The 15,789-nt window shown below is 66.4% G+C and carries 16 protein-coding genes and 1 tRNA gene; 8 read left to right on the top strand and 9 right to left on the bottom strand.

Features of this window, described 5'->3' with window-relative positions; all coding sequences use genetic code 11:
- Positions 1 to 592: 592 nt before the first annotated feature.
- Entirely contained in the window at positions 593 to 955 is a 363-nt protein-coding gene (locus tag ACFFRH_RS39160) for a DsrE family protein (protein WP_329084190.1), read from the bottom strand.
- Between the two features lie 113 nt (positions 956 to 1,068).
- Here ACFFRH_RS39160 and ACFFRH_RS39155 point away from each other — a divergent pair, with 113 nt between their 5' ends.
- The gene (locus ACFFRH_RS39155) at positions 1,069 to 1,797 is read left to right on the top strand and encodes a winged helix-turn-helix transcriptional regulator (RefSeq protein WP_344747870.1); all 729 of its coding nucleotides are present in this window, start codon (positions 1,069 to 1,071) and stop codon (positions 1,795 to 1,797) included.
- A 416-nt stretch (positions 1,798 to 2,213) separates the two neighbouring features.
- Here ACFFRH_RS39155 and ACFFRH_RS39150 read toward each other — a convergent pair whose 3' ends face one another.
- Positions 2,214 to 2,762, bottom strand: coding sequence for a hypothetical protein (locus ACFFRH_RS39150; protein ID WP_344747871.1), 549 nt, complete (start codon positions 2,760 to 2,762; stop codon positions 2,214 to 2,216).
- 554 nt (positions 2,763 to 3,316) lie between these two features.
- Between ACFFRH_RS39150 and ACFFRH_RS39145 the strand changes: the two genes are divergently transcribed.
- The 3 genes from ACFFRH_RS39145 (at position 3,317) to ACFFRH_RS39135 (ending at position 4,748) form a co-directional block, all read left to right on the top strand.
- A complete protein-coding gene (locus tag ACFFRH_RS39145; RefSeq protein WP_344747872.1) occupies positions 3,317 to 3,652 on the top strand; it encodes a hypothetical protein in 336 nt (111 codons plus the stop codon).
- Positions 3,649 to 3,936: a hypothetical protein gene (locus ACFFRH_RS39140; RefSeq protein ID WP_344747873.1), complete on the top strand. Its 288-nt coding sequence runs from the start codon at positions 3,649 to 3,651 to the stop codon at positions 3,934 to 3,936. The genes ACFFRH_RS39145 and ACFFRH_RS39140 overlap by 4 nt, the downstream gene beginning before the upstream one ends.
- A gap of 80 nt (positions 3,937 to 4,016) precedes the next feature.
- Positions 4,017 to 4,748: a hypothetical protein gene (locus tag ACFFRH_RS39135; RefSeq protein WP_344747874.1), complete on the top strand. Its 732-nt coding sequence runs from the start codon at positions 4,017 to 4,019 to the stop codon at positions 4,746 to 4,748.
- A 144-nt stretch (positions 4,749 to 4,892) separates the two neighbouring features.
- Here the strand turns inward: ACFFRH_RS39135 and ACFFRH_RS39130 are convergent, their stop codons facing one another.
- Complete coding sequence (locus ACFFRH_RS39130) at positions 4,893 to 5,735, bottom strand: GntR family transcriptional regulator (RefSeq protein WP_344747875.1); 843 nt, start codon at positions 5,733 to 5,735, stop codon at positions 4,893 to 4,895.
- 125 nt (positions 5,736 to 5,860) lie between these two features.
- Between ACFFRH_RS39130 and ACFFRH_RS39125 the strand changes: the two genes are divergently transcribed.
- Genes ACFFRH_RS39125 through ACFFRH_RS39115 form a run of 3 tightly spaced genes read left to right on the top strand, consistent with a single transcriptional unit; the run spans position 5,861 to position 8,723 of the window.
- The gene (locus tag ACFFRH_RS39125; RefSeq protein WP_344747876.1) at positions 5,861 to 7,360 is read left to right on the top strand and encodes a replication initiator; all 1,500 of its coding nucleotides are present in this window, start codon (positions 5,861 to 5,863) and stop codon (positions 7,358 to 7,360) included.
- Positions 7,357 to 7,563 carry a helix-turn-helix domain-containing protein gene (locus ACFFRH_RS39120; protein ID WP_030926264.1) on the top strand — a complete coding sequence of 69 codons (207 nt, stop codon included), beginning with the start codon at positions 7,357 to 7,359 and terminating at the stop codon, positions 7,561 to 7,563. The genes ACFFRH_RS39125 and ACFFRH_RS39120 overlap by 4 nt, the downstream gene beginning before the upstream one ends.
- A complete protein-coding gene (locus ACFFRH_RS39115; RefSeq protein ID WP_344747877.1) occupies positions 7,560 to 8,723 on the top strand; it encodes a site-specific integrase in 1,164 nt (387 codons plus the stop codon). The genes ACFFRH_RS39120 and ACFFRH_RS39115 overlap by 4 nt, the downstream gene beginning before the upstream one ends.
- Positions 8,724 to 8,779: 56 nt before the next feature.
- On the opposite strand, the gene ACFFRH_RS39110 is transcribed toward ACFFRH_RS39115, so the two are convergent.
- The 6 genes from ACFFRH_RS39110 to ACFFRH_RS39085 form a co-directional block, all read right to left on the bottom strand.
- A tRNA-Val gene (locus ACFFRH_RS39110) sits at positions 8,780 to 8,854 on the bottom strand.
- Positions 8,855 to 8,886: 32 nt separating this feature from the next.
- The gene (locus ACFFRH_RS39105; protein ID WP_386162584.1) at positions 8,887 to 9,894 is read right to left on the bottom strand and encodes an ROK family protein; all 1,008 of its coding nucleotides are present in this window, start codon (positions 9,892 to 9,894) and stop codon (positions 8,887 to 8,889) included.
- A 331-nt stretch (positions 9,895 to 10,225) separates the two neighbouring features.
- On the bottom strand, positions 10,226 to 10,537 hold the full coding sequence (locus ACFFRH_RS39100; RefSeq protein WP_344747878.1) for a hypothetical protein: 312 nt from the start codon (positions 10,535 to 10,537) through the stop codon (positions 10,226 to 10,228).
- A 62-nt stretch (positions 10,538 to 10,599) separates the two neighbouring features.
- Complete coding sequence (locus ACFFRH_RS39095) at positions 10,600 to 11,058, bottom strand: peroxiredoxin (RefSeq protein WP_344747879.1); 459 nt, start codon at positions 11,056 to 11,058, stop codon at positions 10,600 to 10,602.
- Between the two features lie 83 nt (positions 11,059 to 11,141).
- Positions 11,142 to 11,570, bottom strand: a complete 429-nt coding sequence (locus ACFFRH_RS39090) for a DUF3052 domain-containing protein (RefSeq protein WP_329084203.1) — start codon at positions 11,568 to 11,570, stop codon at positions 11,142 to 11,144.
- 123 nt (positions 11,571 to 11,693) lie between these two features.
- Positions 11,694 to 12,101 carry a secondary thiamine-phosphate synthase enzyme YjbQ gene (locus ACFFRH_RS39085; protein WP_344747880.1) on the bottom strand — a complete coding sequence of 136 codons (408 nt, stop codon included), beginning with the start codon at positions 12,099 to 12,101 and terminating at the stop codon, positions 11,694 to 11,696.
- A gap of 906 nt (positions 12,102 to 13,007) precedes the next feature.
- Here ACFFRH_RS39085 and aceE point away from each other — a divergent pair.
- Complete coding sequence (aceE, locus tag ACFFRH_RS39080) at positions 13,008 to 15,755, top strand: pyruvate dehydrogenase (acetyl-transferring), homodimeric type (RefSeq protein ID WP_344747881.1); 2,748 nt, start codon at positions 13,008 to 13,010, stop codon at positions 15,753 to 15,755.
- Positions 15,756 to 15,789: the final 34 nt, after the last annotated feature.

Below are 15,789 nucleotides of genomic sequence, written 5' to 3'. Positions count from 1 at the left end.
CCGCAGCAGAAACCCATTCCACAGACACTTACCGCTTAACCTGCAGAAACAGGATCACGCGGAGATCAACTCATACACCACTTCGCTGGACGTGACCGCACCACACTCACCGAAGTCCGAGGAAGATCAGTCCTCGTGATGCTCGCGCCCACGCGACAGGGATGCACAGCAGAGCATGCGCCAATACAGCGAGCATCACCAAAGGATGAAGCCCGCAGGGACACCCCCCCCCGGAAACACAGAAGGCTCTGACCTCTTAACACAGGTCAGAGCCTCTACCAGCGGGCACTACTGGGTTCAAACCAGTCACATCTCGCTTGTAAAGCGATCCGAGCAGGGGCGCGACCAGGGTCGATATTGGCGCTGACCTGGGCATACGGCCCACGACCGTCCACCGTCGTCCGCCCCCGTCCGGGGTCGTTGTCACCCAGTTGGCCACTCAGGTACGACATGCGGCCAGGCAGCGCGGCAGCAACGTGAACGCCCGCAAAGGACACGCTTGACAGCGCACAGTGTGGATTCGGGCCTGCTGGACGGGCTCAATGTCCGTAGCGCACGCGATGCGACGGATGGTGGGGGCGAGCGCGTCCTGTCAGTAGCTGAACGTCGTCGCTCCATCTCCGATCCAGCGCCACATGGGCACCGTGCCGCCCATCTCCGCGGACTTGATCAGCTGGTTCTCATCGAGGCCCTTCGCGTTGAAGCAGATCGGGCAGACCAGGAACGTCCCGCCCGCGTTCTGGTATCGCTCGACCAGATCGGGCAGCGGCGGGCAGCCGTCGCAGGCCACCCCGATGGCGACGCCGCGCATTGCCAGCCGAACGGCCTCCTTGGTCAGGAACATCAGCGTTGGCCGACCCTCCTCGGCCGCGCCGACCGCCACCAGGAACGCCACAGTGACCCGCTCGGGGTCCTCCAGGCCGGTGGTCAGACTGATGACTGCTTTTCCAGGCATGTCACTCCTCCTCGGATGTGTTTCCTCACTCCTGAGGCTGCGCGACGCGCAACCGCCGGCCTAGTACATTTTTTGTAGCGGCGAGAGACGAGCGCCGCGAGGAGGATGGGACCATGAAGCGCTACGGCCAGTACTGTCCGGTCGCTCGGGCTGCCGAGATCCTCGCCGAACGCTGGACACTGCTCGTCATCCGCGAGCTCCTCTGGGGTGAGGACCGGTTCACCGGCATCGCCCGTGGCCTCCCTCGGATGTCACCGTCGCTGCTGGCAGCGCGGCTGCGCGAGTTGCAGCGTGCCGGTCTCGTGCAGCGCCACGTGGTCGACGGTGAACCTCGTTACCGTCTCACCCCGGCCGGGGCGGAGCTGGAGCCACTGCTGAAGCAGATGGCCATGTGGGGCGCGCGCTGGATGCACGAGTTGCGCCCGGACGAGTTCGACCCCGTGCTGCTGATGCTCCAGATCCGCCGGGAATCCCAGTCGGTCCGGATGCCCGAGCAGGCGACCACGGTACAGGTCCACTTCCGGGACGCGCCGACCGGTCAGCAGCGATGGTGGCTCGTCCTATCCCGGTCCGGCGGCGTCGACGTGTGCGACAGCTACCCGGGTTTCCCGGTCAGCGTGTGGCTGGAGACCGAGGTATCGATCCTCACCCGCATCTGGATGGGCGATATGACCTGGTCGGCGGCGCTGCGCGACGAAGTGCTGAGCCTGACCGGCGATCACGCCGCCTGCCGTGCCCTGCCGACCTGGCTCCACGTCAGCCCGTTCGCCACCGTCGAGCGGGCGCCGGTGTCGTTGCCCCGGTGGCCTATTCAGGCGTCATCGTCGGGTGCGCCACTGTAGGCTCCGAGAGCAGAACGATCACCATCTGCCAGTTCGCTCAGCCCGGTCTGGCCTAGCGCCCCCGTCGAGAACACCTCGCGCCTCGTCAATCATCGCAACGTGGTCATCACGGAAACTGCATATCGCGAGTAGAACCGCCCGGCGCACCTACAGGCGCTGAGGCGTTAGACAAAGCCTTCAGGAGTTAGTCACCCAGTAGTCGCTCTCGCCCTGCACCCAAGGTGAGAGAGGGGACGTTTCGCCTGGTGGGCACTACCTACTGGTGGGCACTACTGGGTTCGAACCAGTGACATCTCGCTTGTAAGGCGATCCGAGCGGGGGCGCGACCAGGGCGGATACCGGCTCTGACCTGGGCGTACGGTCCACGACCGTCCACCGTTGTCCGCCCCCGTCCGGGGTCGTTGTCACCCAGTTGGTCACCCAGAACTGGCGCTCTCCGCCGGCCTGCGCGGCTCCTCCGCCCAGACGTCCCGGCCGTTGCTCCACAGCTCGGAGGCGTGATAGCCGAACCGGTCGAACAGCCCGTCGTCCTGATAGCGGCGCAGGTGCATCATGGGCGAGTCGTGGCCGACGAGCTTGGCCAGGTGCGGCGTCACGAGCATCTCGGAGTCGAAGCGGAAGACGCTCATCGCGATGTGCTCGTCACCGAACCTCGCCTCGATGCCGGGCACGTTCCGAACCTGCTCGATCTCCGAGAGGGTGATCCGGATGCGGGTGGAGACCGTCAGGGGGACGTTCTCCACCTCCTCCCGGCGACGGGTGACCTCGCTGTCCGGGTCGCCGATCAGGAACCGGATCTTGCACCCCTGCTCGGCCTTGCGCTTGAGGACCTTGGCGAGGTTGGGGTGCTCCAGCCACAAGAAATAATTGGTGTACCCGGCGAAGACGATCTCGTTGCGGGCTGAAGTGATCAGGTTGCGCCAGATCGACTTGGGGCAAGCCGACCGATAGGGGTAAACGGTCAAAACCTCTCGATCCGGACCGGTCTTCACAGTGTTACGGATAGCTTCTGGCCACAACACGGACGTATCAACTCCTAATGCCTCGGCGGCGGCCAACTGGTGCCGGAGGTGCGGAACTCGTGCCTCATCCTGTAACCAGCGTTCCACCGTCTTAACATCCACCCCGCAACGATCCGCCAGGTTCTGGTTGCTCAGCTTCGCATCGAGCATGGCGCGGCGTAAGGGGACGTTGGCCACGGTGCACCTCGGGGCGTGAGGACGTCAGGGACGTTTTCGACTCTAACTTTGAAACGTCCTGGACGTCTCTGGAACGCGGTGGGTTCGTCACCCAAATGGAATGACGCTTACTCCATGTCAACCCCCGTAATTCTGGATGACCTCCAGGCAGCCTTTCCCGGATGGTGCATTTGGCGTAGTTCTGCGGGTCGTTTGTGGGCCACCCGGAACGGCCGACACCTTACCGACGAGGAGGTGAATCTCGGCCTCTATCGGACGATCGACGCTGATGACGTTGCCGAACTCGCCCAGCAGCTCCGCGACCAGGAGGGGCTGGAGTCATGAGCACCCTCGACAGGAAAGAGCCGGCCCAACGATGCCCGGCCGCCCTGACTGCTGAACGCCTACGTATCGGCCTCGAACACTGCGGCATCGCGGCCGACGTCCACCAGGGCCACGGCGTCGCCCTGCTCTCCGTCTGGACCAATCTCGTGGTCTGGACAGACGGGCTTGCCTACCGCTGGTGGACGGGAAAGATCTCAGCGAAGACGGGCCGCTTGTACAGGGTCTACGGAGTGGATAACCCGATAACCGTCGCCCACAGAGTCGCTCAACGGTGCGAAGAACTTCGCAAGGCTTCCCACTGGTCCAAGGGCGTCGCGGAGCGCACGTCGTGATTCTGCTTGATGAGTGCCTGAGCCCGCATGTGGTGATGCCGCAGCGAGACCACATCCGTCTGGACTGGCGAGAGCCGTACCCGACGCTTGAACGGGCACGCTCGGTGGCCTGGACCTGCTGGTGCCGTGCCACGATCTACGAACTCTACGAGGGCGGCGGTCGAGCGTTCGTCCGGCGAACCCTCCAACTCGATGACGGCCATCAAGTCCACGAGACCTCCACCTGGACGATCAGCGAAGCTCGGGCGATATGGATGGCATTGCTGTCCGGAAAAGCCCGCTAAGACGGGCGTAGCAGCGTGATATCTGGCAAGGTGGTCATTGCGCATCGGCGGCATACGTTGTCGTCAGTTCAAGTCACTCGATGGCAAGGCCCGACGCAGGAGGGCTGCGGCAGCCGATCGCCCCAGCCATCTACGGGAAAGAACCGAAGTCGGCGATCGCCACGGCCTCCACCCGCAGAATAGAGAGAATTTTGAACGAGGAGTTAGTCGCAGGACTGATGTCGAGCTTTGGCATGAAGTTTCTTGGCCTTAGACATGGTACGGGAATTCCCACCTTTGTCGCGGGAAGAGTTACATCTTGCGGGCAGGAGGAGGGCCGACGCGACCGGATAGTCAAACTTGATGACCCTAATCTCATTTCGAAGTTCAACTCCGACTGGCATGAAATGGCAACCGAGTTCGGGCTTTTCTCAGTAGATCGCCGATTTCTGGTTTCACTCAGTCCTGCTATTGATCCCGTCTTCGACCAGGCGCGTGAGGAAACCGATGACTGGGAAGCTCCTTCTTGGTGGGAATCAGTGTGGGGATTAGTAGAGCTATTAAATGATTGGGATCTTGCAGGTGCCGGGGCAGCATCCCGCGTTCTGGGCGCGGGATACGGTCACCCGTCATTTGCCATGTCTGCCATGGATGGATCGGTCTTCGTCGTAGGAACGGTATGGCAGGACAGCATTGGAACGGCTGCCTTGCCCACGCCTTACTGCTCGCCGACACTTCGAGACTCAGCTCGCAAGAGTCTGGGCTCGCGGACAGCGGCGGAGAACGAAGACCTGAAGGCTTGGCTGGCCCGCGGGAAAGAGTGCGCTCAGTGATATGACAGCCATTTGTGATGGGTCTGCGCGTGGGCGGCGCTGGCCGCGACCGGCCGAAGAGCCGCAGCGCGGCCAGCGACCGCCCGACGCGCGCAGGCCGCCGCAGGCGGGCTGCCTTGAACCAGTAAAGAAAGTCTGAGCCCACTACACCCTGAGTGAGACCTGTCCGTCTGATCCGGCCTGGTCATGCTCACTGGCTGCTGCGGCTTCGAACCGGTCCCCGGGGGCTTCGATCTCGGTGAACTCCAGCGGGCGGCCGTCCTTGCTGAGCATCAGCCGGCGGACCAGCAACAAGGGTGTGCCGATCGGCTCCATGTTGAGGTCCTCGTAGGTCTCGCCGTAAGGCATCTGGGTGTGGACCGAGGTGATCCAGCGCAGCGGACCGTGGGTGCGCTCCAGGTGGGCGTAGTAGTCCTCGGGTTCGATCTCAGAGTCGATTTCCATACCTCTGCCTTCGCCGGTGATCGTGGCGACCTGGTCGGCCAGGAGGTAAGAGCACAGGTGGATTCGCGCGCGGGTCTTAGTGTGCTGCCAGTAGGCGTAGCGGTAGACGCCCATGCGGCCTCGACGCACGCCCAGGACGTCGGCCTTACTGCCTTCGATGGTCATGAACAACGCCGAGTTGGGAGTGACGCGGCCTGCGGTGCGTTCGGCCTCGCTGGCGACGGTGACGTGTTCCCATCCCTGCTTGGCAGGGTCGTACGTGGGGCTGAGCAGGTCTTCGCGCTCTGAGCCGCCCATGAGAATGAGGCGCCGATCCGGGGTGGGGCGGACGAAGGTGCCCCGGCCGTGGGCGACGGTGAGCAGCCCTTCCCCGACGAGCTGGGCGATGGCCTTGCGGATTGTCGGGCGCGAGGTGGCGTACTCGGAAGCGAGGAACGCTTCGCCGGGGAGTGCCTGTCCTGGCTGGTAGTGGTCCTGCACCACGTCTGAACGCAAGAGGTCGGCGATGATTCGCCACCGGGCGGTGCCCTTGTCATCGGTCATGCCGAGTTCTCCTTCTTCCACGTTTGCTCTTTACAAGAGGTAGCACGTGTTGTTTACCATGTCCACATGGGCCAAGACGTAGCACGTGTTGGAGTACCTGTCGGGAGCGAGCGAAGGAGGATGTCATGAACAGCAAGGAGGAACCGCAGCACCGCACCGCCGACCAGCAGCCGGAATGGCTGGTCGATCTCGCACGGGTGATCAACGATCCGGGCTACGACCGGTGGCGCTCGATGGTCGCGGCGACCGGAGGGTGCGCTCACCCGGTGCACCTGGCGGGCGAGTCGTTGATCGTCAACGCGACCAGCGGTGAGGTGCTGCACAGCTACCGCACGACGGATGAGCCGTCCGGACATCTGCTGGTGGCCTGTGGCAACCGCCGGGCCTCGGTGTGTCCGTCCTGCTCGGAGGTCTACCGAGCCGACACCTTCCAGTTGATCCGGGCGGGCCTGTCCGGCGGCAAGGGTGTCCCGCAGGAGGTGAGCGCGCACCCTCGGGCGTTCGTCACGCTCACCGCTCCCTCATTCGGGCCGGTGCACACCCGGCGAGAGAAGGGTGGGACGGTACGGGTCTGCCGTCCCCGTGAGCGCGACAAGGTCTGTGAGCACGGGCATCCGGTCGGCTGCCATACTCGCCACGAGCCGAGAGACGGACGGCTCGGGCAACCCATCTGCGGCCGGTGTTACGACTATGTCGGCGCGGTGCTGTGGCAGGCTCACGCGGGCGCGCTGTGGCATCGCTTCACCCTGGAAGTGCGGCGCACCCTCGCCAGCGAGGCGGGGCTGAGCCGTCGTGAGTTCGCCAGGCGGGTCCGGGTGTCGTTCGCCAAGGTCGCCGAGTACCAGCGGCGCGGCCTGGTGCACTTTCACGCCATCGTCAGGCTCGACGGTCCGGGCGGCGGGAGCGAGATCCCTCCGGACTGGGCTGATCACGGCCTGCTCACTCGGGCGATCCCTCCGGCGGTCCAGCGGGTCACGGTCACCTCTCCCCCGGGTGATCTCGGCCGGTGGGATCTGGTCTGGGGTGATCAGCTCGACATCCGGCCCATCCTGCTCGACCAGGCGACGGACGGGTTGGGCGAGCGGGCGGTGGCCGGCTACATCGCCAAGTACGCCACCAAGGGCGCCGAAGCATCCGGCACCGTCGACCACCGGCTGTCGTGCCCGGCCTGCGGCGGTCGCGGGCGGTTGAGCCTGATGGCGTCCTGCGGTCGCTGCCACGGGACGGGCTTGAAACCGGGCCTGCACCTGGACGCGCTACCCGTCAGCGAGCATGCCCGGCGGATGATCCGCACCTGCTGGGAACTGGGCGCTCGTCCCGAGTACAAGGCGCTCCGGCTGCGGCCTTGGGCGCACATGCTGGGGTTCCGGGGCCACTTCTCATCCAAGTCGCGCCGCTACTCCACCACCCTCGGCGATCTCCGGCAGGTACGCACCGCGCACAGGGCCGCCGAAGCACGCGAGCGGCACGGGCTCCCGGCCCTCGGTGACGAGACGACCCTCGTACTCGGTCACTGGCGGTTCGCCGGATCGGACTACTCCCCCGGTGAGGCGATCATGGCCGAGCACATCCGCCAGAAGGTCGCCACCGCACGGAAGATCGCCACCGAGCGGGAGGGCGGGTGACAGCACCCGGACCGCCCGGCGAACGGCGGCTCTACCGCATATGCGACGCCATGCATCTGCTCAGCATGAGTCGCAGCGTGATCTACGAGCAGATCAGGGCGGGCCGCCTGCGCTCCGTCACCCAGGGTCGTACCCGGCTCATCCCGGCCTCGGCCATCTCCGACTACATCGCTCTACTCGAACGGGAAGCGAGGGCATCATGACCGCACGACGCAGCCGGGGAGACGGCGGCCTGCACTGGGACGAGCAGCGAGAGCGCTGGATCGCCTCGGTGACGGTCGGCTACACCCCCGCAGGGAAGCGCATCGTCAAGAAGGCCAGCGGCAAGAGCAAGACGGAGGCCAAGGACAAGCTCAAAGAGATCATCCGCGACTATGACGACGGCCTGACCATCGCTCCGGCCCATTACACGGTGGCCGACGCCGTGAAGTACTGGCTGCAACACGGCCTGGGCGGGCGCTCCGCGACCACCGTGAAGATGTACACCACGTTCGCCGACAAGCACGTGATCCCCGCGGTGGGAGCACGCAAGCTGCGTGACCTGTCGGTGGAGGACGTCGACCGGTGGCTCGCGAGCAAGACGGGTGAGCTGAGCACGCGGTCTCTCAAGCTGATCCACGGCATCCTCAACCGGTCGGTGAAGAGCGCCATGCGCCGTGACAAGGTGAAGCGGAACGTGGTCGATCTCTGTGAGATCCCGGAGGGACGCGAGGGCCGGACCTCCAAGGCGCTCACGCTCGCGCAGGCCGCTTCCATCATCGCCCTGGCGGAGCAGGCCAACCCGCGCATGCGGGCGTACGTGGTGCTCTCGCTGCTGATCGGTGCTCGTACGGAGGAACTGCGCGCGCTCCTGTGGTCCCATGTCGTCGCGTTCGACGAAGAGCGCAAGGCGTGGTTGCCGGTCACCGAGACGGGCTGGGAGCACGAGCAGTTCGCGATCTACGTGTGGCGGTCCGTGCGACAGAAGGGGGACACCAAGACCGTCAAGTCGCGTCGTTCTCTCAAGCTCCCTCGGCGGTGCGTGGACGCACTGCGGACTCTCCGGGAGGAGCAGGAGAAGGCTGGGACGGAAGCGGATCTTGTCTTCTCCACCTCGAAGGGCACCGCCATGAGCGCGGGCAACGTGCGCCGCGACGTGCGGAAGATCATTGAGAAGGCGGGACTCCGTGGCACCGACTGGACCCCTCGCGAGATGCGGCACAGCTTCGTCTCGCTGCTGTCGGACTCGGGCGTCCCCATCGAGGACATCTCACGGCTCGTCGGCCACCGGAACACGGTGGTTACGGAGACGGTCTATCGGAAGCAGATCCGGCCGGTGCTCATGCAGGGGGCGGAGGCGATGGACGACATCTTCGGAGGTTAGTCACCCAGTTAGTCACTCACGCCCCGTTCCGAAGATCGGATACGGGGCGTTTTGGCTGGTGGGCACTACTGGGTTCGAACCAGTGACATCTCGCTTGTAAGGCGAGCGCTCTACCGCTGAGCTAAGCGCCCGGGAAATCCCGTTGGACAGACGGGATAACACTTTACGCCACCCGGGGGGACTTCAGTACATCGAGAGACCACGTGGTTCCCGCGTCGGCGAAGCCCGCGGCACGCCAGCCGAGGAGGGCGGCGCCGAGCATGCCGGCGGACATGCCGAGGGCGGCCTGACGCAGGGGTGGAGCCTGGCGGAAGGCGAGGCGTTTCTGGAGCCGTTCGGCCAGGGGGGCGGAGAGAACGGTGCCCGCTTCGGCGAGGCCACCGCCGAGGACGATGGCGGAGGGGTCGAGGAGGAGCGTGTAGGAGGCCAGGGCGAGGGAGAGTGCCTCGACCGCCTCTCCCCAGATCTCCGTGGCGAGAGGATCACCGGAGACGGTCAGGGCGGCGACCCGCTCGGCGGTGACGGAAGCGGCGGCGGAAGCGGTCACGGAGGCGGCGACGGGCGAGCCGGGAGCGGCAGGAGAGGAAGCGGCGGCGCGGGTGGAGTAGCGGCGGGCCACCGCGGAGGCGGAGGCGTAGGTCTCCAGGCAGCCGATCTGGCCGCAGGCGCACGGTTCGCCCTCCGGGAAGACCGGGATGTGGCCGATCTCGCCGCCCCAGCCCGCACTGCCGCCGTACGGCTCGCCCTGCAGGATCGTGGCGCCCGCGATACCGGTGCCGATGGGCAGGAACAGGAAGTCGGAGAGCTCGCGGCCGGCGCCGAGGACGCTCTCGGCGAGACCGCCGGTGCGGACGTCGTGCCCGAGCATGACAGGGACGTCCAGCGGGACGAGGTCCGTCGCCGGGACGTCGCGCCAGCCGATGTTGGCGGAGTACAGGGCCGCCTCGGCGGTGACCAGCCCGGGTACGGCGAGGCCGACCCCCTCCGGGGGGCCGCCCCCCGCGGCGGCGAGGTCGTCGATGAAGGACCGGATCGTCGCGATGACGGCCGCCGGTCCCCTGTCGCGCGGGGTGGCGCGCCGGTCGGTGCGGACGATCTCGCCGGAACGGGTGACGAGGCCGCCCTTCATCGATGTTCCACCGACGTCAAGGGCAACAACGAAGGAGCTCATGCACCTGTCCAGCGGCTCGAAGGGGCGGGGCCGAGCCCGACCCTAGCGCACGCCGAACACGCCGGAACGGAGGGATCTTCCCCATATGAGCGGGATACGGCGGCAGCGGGCCGGTCGACAGCGGTACTCGATGCCCGGGTGGCTCCGGGAACGGCCGGGGCGGGGCTTGGCGGGGCCGGATGGGGCCGGGCGGGCTCTCAGGGGACCCGGCGCATTCCCGCTTCCCGATGATCCCACGCTCGCGGTGACCGGCCAGGTGGGCTCTCAGGGGACCCGGCGCATTCCCGCTTCCCGATGATCCCACGCTCGCGGTGACCGGCCGGGTGGGCTCTCAGGGGACCCGGCGCAGGACCCTGGCCAGGGCGGCCTCCACCTCGTCGGCCAGGCCGGGCGCGTAGGAGGCGACCAGCCTGCCGTCGCCTCGTGCCGGTCGTACCGAGCCGCAGGAGCGGCACTCCACCTCGCCCAACCGGCAGATGAGTGTGACGGAGCCGCACGAGGAGCACGTGTCGAGGTCGGCTTCGTGGGTGCGCCGGCAGTCCGGGCAGATCAGCACCTGCGTCTCGGCGCGCACTCCGCGCGTCCACGGGCTGGCACCACGGATCGGGTCGGTCTGCCTGGCCCCGCAGGAGAAGCAGGGCATGATCGCCTCCGAGAGGTCGGACCGGCAGGCACCTCGCGAGTGGGCGGCCGCCGGATCACCGCTTAGGGAAGTTCGGCGAGCACCTTGCGGTACTCGGCGACGTCGCGGGCCCGCGAAATCGGGTTCACGACGCGCCAGCGGACCACACCCTCGCCGTCGATGATGAAGGTCCCGCGTCCCGCGTAGCCCTTCTCGTCATCGAACACACCGTATGCCCGCGCGACCTGTCCGTGCGGCCAGAAGTCGGAGAGCAACGAGAAGGCGTAGTCCTTCTGATCCGCCCACGCGCGGTGAGCGAAGATTGAATCAACTGAAATCGTGAGAATTTTAATGTCTTCCGGCATGTCGGCGCCGAACTCGTCCCGGAGGGCGTCGAGTTCGCTGCCGCAGACGCCGCTGAAGGCGAGAGGGTAGAAGATCAGCACGATCTTTTTGCCCCGATGCTCGGAAAGCTTGACCGGGGTGCCGTGCTGGTCGCTCAGCTCGAAGTCGGGAGCCTGGCCACCCACCTCGATCGTCATGATCGGGGATCCTTTCCTCGGCTGACGGCAGGCGTCATCATCCTGCCGTACGGCCCGCGCGAGCCGTACGGCAGGGCGGACCCTTAGCGGCGCGCCTTGGGCGTCGCCAGACGCGTCCCCGACCAGTCGGGAGCGGCACTGATGCTGCTGGTCTGCGAAAGACCCGCAGTGGTCGCGTCTTCCCCGATGTCGCTCGGCTCCACGTGCCCGTCCCGGCCGGCTTTGGGAGTGAGCAGCCAGATCTGGCCGCCGTCGGTGAGGTTGGTCACCACGCTGCTCAGGGCGTCGAACAGATCGCCGTCACCGTCACGCCACCAGAGCAGCACGACGTCGACGACGTCCTCGAAGTCTTCATCGACCAGCTCGTTACCGGTCAGCTCCTCGATGGAGTCGCGCAGATCGTCGTCGGTGTCCTCATCCCATCCGACCTCCTGCACCACCTGACCCGGCTTGAGGCCGAGTCGTTCGGCCAGGCCGCGTTCGCCCTGCGCCTGACCCGCGGTCGCGCTCACGTTTGTCCCTCCTGCTTGAATGGCCCCGCAATCACACGGTGCTCAGAGTGCTTCGGCACAGTCCACACGCTGTGACCCTCAGTCGTCAACGGTCGCCACGGCAACGACTGGGCTACGTATGAATTAGTCCGACAAAAATGACAAACGGACCTGGCGTTCCAGATTGTCGACGTTGAGATCCACCACGGCGATGGACTGCCAGGTTCCCAGTGCGAGCCGCCCGGAGAGAACCGGGACGGTGGCGTACGGCGGAATGAGGGCGGGCATGACATGCGACCGTCCATGCCCTCGTGATCCGTGCGCATGCCTCCATCTGTCATCGGCCGGAAGCAGCTCCTCCAGGGCCGCGAGCAGATCGTCGTCGCTGCCCGAGCCCAGCTCCAGCAGCGCGACCCCTGCGGTCGCGTGGGGCACGAAGACGTTCAACAGGCCGTCGCCCCCACATGACCGGACGAAGCTCTCGCACTCGGAGGTGATGTCGTGCACCCGTTCGCGGGAACCCGTTACCACCTCGATCGTCTGAGATCTCACATACCGATCCTACGATCCATCGTGAGCTGCGATGACGACCGCACCCGGTCCCGGGGACGGCGGGTGGCCCCGGCCACCCACCGATCTTCCGCCGGGGCGGAGACAAGATCGCCGTGTCCGGTTGCTGGAATGTCCTCGTCTGGACCGTTCCTCCGGCAGCAGAAGCCGAGGTGTGGTTTCTGGACACACCGGTCGGATGTGGCACGTCCCGGTCACGGGGGCCGACGACGCCCCTGCGCGTGCCGCCCGTGGGCGCTCCCGGGGGGCGGGCGAATCGTTACCAGTTCGGCACGGAACACCACGGCGCCGGGCGCCCCCTTCACCCTTGTTTCTCCCGCGTCCCCTCCGCGCCTTCCCCGGCTCCCCGTCACGTTCCCTCCACGTTTTCACCGCGAGGAGGCCGTGAGAGGGGGAAAGCGGGGACAGAGGGGGAAAATCGCGGGGAAAGCCAGGGGACGATCCTCTGTGAGAGCTCCCAGAGTTCCATGAGAGCCTTCCGGGATCCTCGCTGGAACTCTCGCGAGGCCCTCACGAGGGCCCCGCGAGGGCCTCGAAGGGCTCTCACAGAGATCCTTCAAGGACCTCACAGCGGTTCTCCAGAGGCTCCTCGTATAGTCCCTCGAAGGACCTCGCGGAGCCCCGGAGGGCCTCACGGAACAGGGGGCGGGACAGGCCGGACAGCGGGTCCCGGATTCCTAGGGGGTGGGAGCCTGTAAAAAAGGGGGAACCTCGATGTAACCTTTGGTGGCAATTCGTCCTACCATCGGTGGTCTAGGCCACTTTCGTATCACTGCCAGCAGGGATCTCCTGGTTACCGGTAAGTAGAGATGCACTTTCCGGGGTAAGCGACCAGGATGGAAGACGACCTACACCAGACAAAAGTCCATCCTCGGAAGGCGAGACCCAGTGGCTTCCGGACGCCAGCGTTTCTCGATCATCAGCGACGGCCTACCCAGCCAGCTTCCTGATGTCGACCCCAGCGAGACCCAGGAGTGGCTCGAGTCGCTCGACAACGTCGTGAAGACGGAAGGTCGCACTCGGGCCCGTTATCTGATGCTCCGGCTCTTGGAGCGCGCCCGCGAACACCAGGTCGGGGTGCCCGGCCTGCGCAGCACCGACTACATCAACACCATCCCGCCGGAGCGCGAGCCCTGGTTCCCCGGCGACGAGTACGTCGAGCGCCGGATCCGCGCCTACACGCGCTGGAACGCGGCCGTGATGGTGACCCGGGCCAACGCCCGCACCAACGTCGGTGGGCACATCGCCACCTACGCCTCCGCCGCGTCGCTCTACGAGGTGGGCTTCAACCACTTCTTCCGCGGCAAGGACCACGGCGAGTCCGGCGACCAGGTCTTCTTCCAGGGCCACGCCGCGCCGGGCATCTACGCCCGAGCCTTCCTGGAGGGCCGCCTCAACGAGGGGCAGCTCGACGCCTTCCGCCAGGAGCTCTCGCACGGGTTCAAGGGCCTGCCCTCCTATCCCCATCCGCGCCTGATGCCCGACTTCTGGGAGTTCCCCACGGTCTCCATGGGCCTCGGCCCGATCGGGGCGATCTACCAGGCCCGGTTCAACCGTTATCTCCTGAACCGGAAGATCAAGGACACCAGCCGCAGCCACGTATGGTGCTACCTCGGCGACGGCGAGATGGACGAGCCCGAGTCGCTCGGCGCGATCGGCCTGGCGGCTCGTGAGGAGCTCGACAACCTCACCTTCGTCATCAACTGCAACCTGCAGCGCCTCGACGGCCCGGTACGCGGCAACGGCAAGATCATCCAGGAGCTGGAGTCCTACTTCAGGGGCGCCGGCTGGAACGTCATCAAGGTCGTCTGGGGTCGCGACTGGGACCCGCTGCTCGCGGCCGACGTCGACGGCGTGCTGGTCAACAAGATGAACACCGTCCCCGACGGTCAGTTCCAGACGTACTCCGTCGAGTCCGGCGGCTACATCCGCGACAACTTCTTCGGTGACGACCCGCGCCTGCGCAAGATGGTCGAGCACCTGTCGGACGAGGACATCCGCAAGCTGTCGCGCGGCGGCCACGACTACCGCAAGGTGTACGCGGCCTACAAGGCGGCCCGCGAGCACGTCGGCCAGCCGACGGTCATCCTCGCCCAGACGATCAAGGGCTGGACCCTCGGCAAGGACTTCGAGGCGCGCAACGCGACGCACCAGATGAAGAAGATGTCGAAGGCCGACCTGAAGGAGTTCCGCGACCGGCTCTACCTGCCGATCCCCGACTCCGCCCTCGAGGGCGACCTCCCCCCGTACTTCCACCCGGGCGAGAACGACCCCGAGATCCAGTACATGAAGGAGCGTCGCGCGGCCCTGGGTGGTTTCCTGCCCAAGCGCGTGATGCGCGCCAAGCCGGTCAAGCTCCCCGGCGACGCCGCCTACGCGCAGCTGAAGAAGGGTTCCGGCAAGCAGAACGTCGCCACCACGATGGCGTTCGTCCGCCTGCTCAAGGACCTCATGCGCGACAAGGAGATCGGCCACCGGTTCGTGCCGATCATCCCGGACGAGGCACGCACCTTCGGTCTCGACGCGATCTTCCCGACGGCGAAGATCTACTCGCCGCACGGCCAGACGTACGAGGCGGTCGACCGCGAGTTGCTGCTGTCGTACAAGGAGTCGACCGAGGGTCAGATCCTGCACGAGGGCATCAGCGAGTCGGGCTCGATGGCCTCCACGATCGCGGTCGGCTCGTCGTACGCCACGCACGGCGAGCACATGATCCCGATCTACATCTTCTACTCGATGTTCGGGTGGCAGCGCACCGCCGACCAGATGTGGCAGCTCGCCGACCAGATGGGCCGGGGCTTCCTGCTCGGCGCCACCGCCGGCCGCACCACGCTGAACGGCGAGGGCCTGCAGCACGAGGACGGCCACACCCCGCTGATCGCCTCGACGAACCCGGCGGCGATCTCGTACGACCCCTCGTGGGGGTTCGAGGTGGCCCACATCGTCAAGGACGGCCTGCGGAGGATGTACGGCGAGGAGCCGGAGAACGTCTTCTACTACCTGACCGTCTACAACGAGCCCTACCTCCAGCCCGCCGAGCCCTCGGACCTGGACGTGGCGGGCCTGCTCAAGGGTCTGTACAGGTTCGCCCCGGCTCCGACCGTGTCCGGGCCGAAGGCCAACATCCTCGCGTCCGGCGTGGCCGGGCCGTGGGCCGTGGAGGCCCAGCGGATGCTGGCCGAGGACTGGGGCGTGGCGGCCGAGGTGTGGTCGGCCACCTCCTGGGCGGAGCTGCGCCGCGACGCGCTCGCCGCCGAGGAGCACAACATGCTCAACCCCGACGCCGAGAAGCGCGTGCCGTACGTCACGCAGGCGCTGTCGGGGGCCCAGGGGCCGTTCGTGGGCGTGAGCGACTACATGCGGGCGGTCCAGGACCAGATCGCCCAGTGGGTTCCCGGTGACTGGAGCTCGCTCGGCACCGACGGCTTCGGCCTGTCGGACACCCGGTCGGCGCTGCGCCGCCACTTCCACGTGGACGCGGCCTCGATCACCCTGGCGGTGCTCACCCAGCTGGTCAACCGAGGCGAGCTCGACCAGGAGGTGCTGGGCGACGCCATCTCCATGTACCACCTGAAGAACGGCGTGACCGAGGCCGCGGGCGCCGAGAGCAACGACACCCAGTCCATGGGAGTTTGATCGTCCCCGGGCGGGTTCTCCTTTTCCATGGAGG

The sequence above is a fragment of the Streptosporangium vulgare genome (assembly GCF_042428775.1).
Lineage (GTDB): Bacteria > Actinomycetota > Actinomycetes > Streptosporangiales > Streptosporangiaceae > Streptosporangium > Streptosporangium vulgare.
The sequence above is the reverse complement of the archived record's forward strand: the minus strand, read 5'-3'. Positions and strand labels throughout refer to the sequence as shown.

What these genes read in the sequence shown, in the direction of transcription:
- ACFFRH_RS39160 (WP_329084190.1), bottom strand. Translation starts at nt 955, where the DNA reads ATGCCTGGAAAAGCAGTCATCAGTCTGACCACCGGCCTGGAGGACCCC.
- ACFFRH_RS39155 (WP_344747870.1), top strand. Translation starts at nt 1,069, where the DNA reads ATGAAGCGCTACGGCCAGTACTGTCCGGTCGCTCGGGCTGCCGAGATC.
- ACFFRH_RS39145 (WP_344747872.1), top strand. Translation starts at nt 3,317, where the DNA reads ATGAGCACCCTCGACAGGAAAGAGCCGGCCCAACGATGCCCGGCCGCC.
- ACFFRH_RS39135 (WP_344747874.1), top strand. Translation starts at nt 4,017, where the DNA reads ATGGCAAGGCCCGACGCAGGAGGGCTGCGGCAGCCGATCGCCCCAGCC.
- ACFFRH_RS39130 (WP_344747875.1), bottom strand. Translation starts at nt 5,735, where the DNA reads ATGACCGATGACAAGGGCACCGCCCGGTGGCGAATCATCGCCGACCTC.
- ACFFRH_RS39125 (WP_344747876.1), top strand. Translation starts at nt 5,861, where the DNA reads ATGAACAGCAAGGAGGAACCGCAGCACCGCACCGCCGACCAGCAGCCG.
- ACFFRH_RS39115 (WP_344747877.1), top strand. Translation starts at nt 7,560, where the DNA reads ATGACCGCACGACGCAGCCGGGGAGACGGCGGCCTGCACTGGGACGAG.
- ACFFRH_RS39105 (WP_386162584.1), bottom strand. Translation starts at nt 9,894, where the DNA reads ATGAGCTCCTTCGTTGTTGCCCTTGACGTCGGTGGAACATCGATGAAG.
- ACFFRH_RS39100 (WP_344747878.1), bottom strand. Translation starts at nt 10,537, where the DNA reads ATGCCCTGCTTCTCCTGCGGGGCCAGGCAGACCGACCCGATCCGTGGT.
- ACFFRH_RS39095 (WP_344747879.1), bottom strand. Translation starts at nt 11,058, where the DNA reads ATGACGATCGAGGTGGGTGGCCAGGCTCCCGACTTCGAGCTGAGCGAC.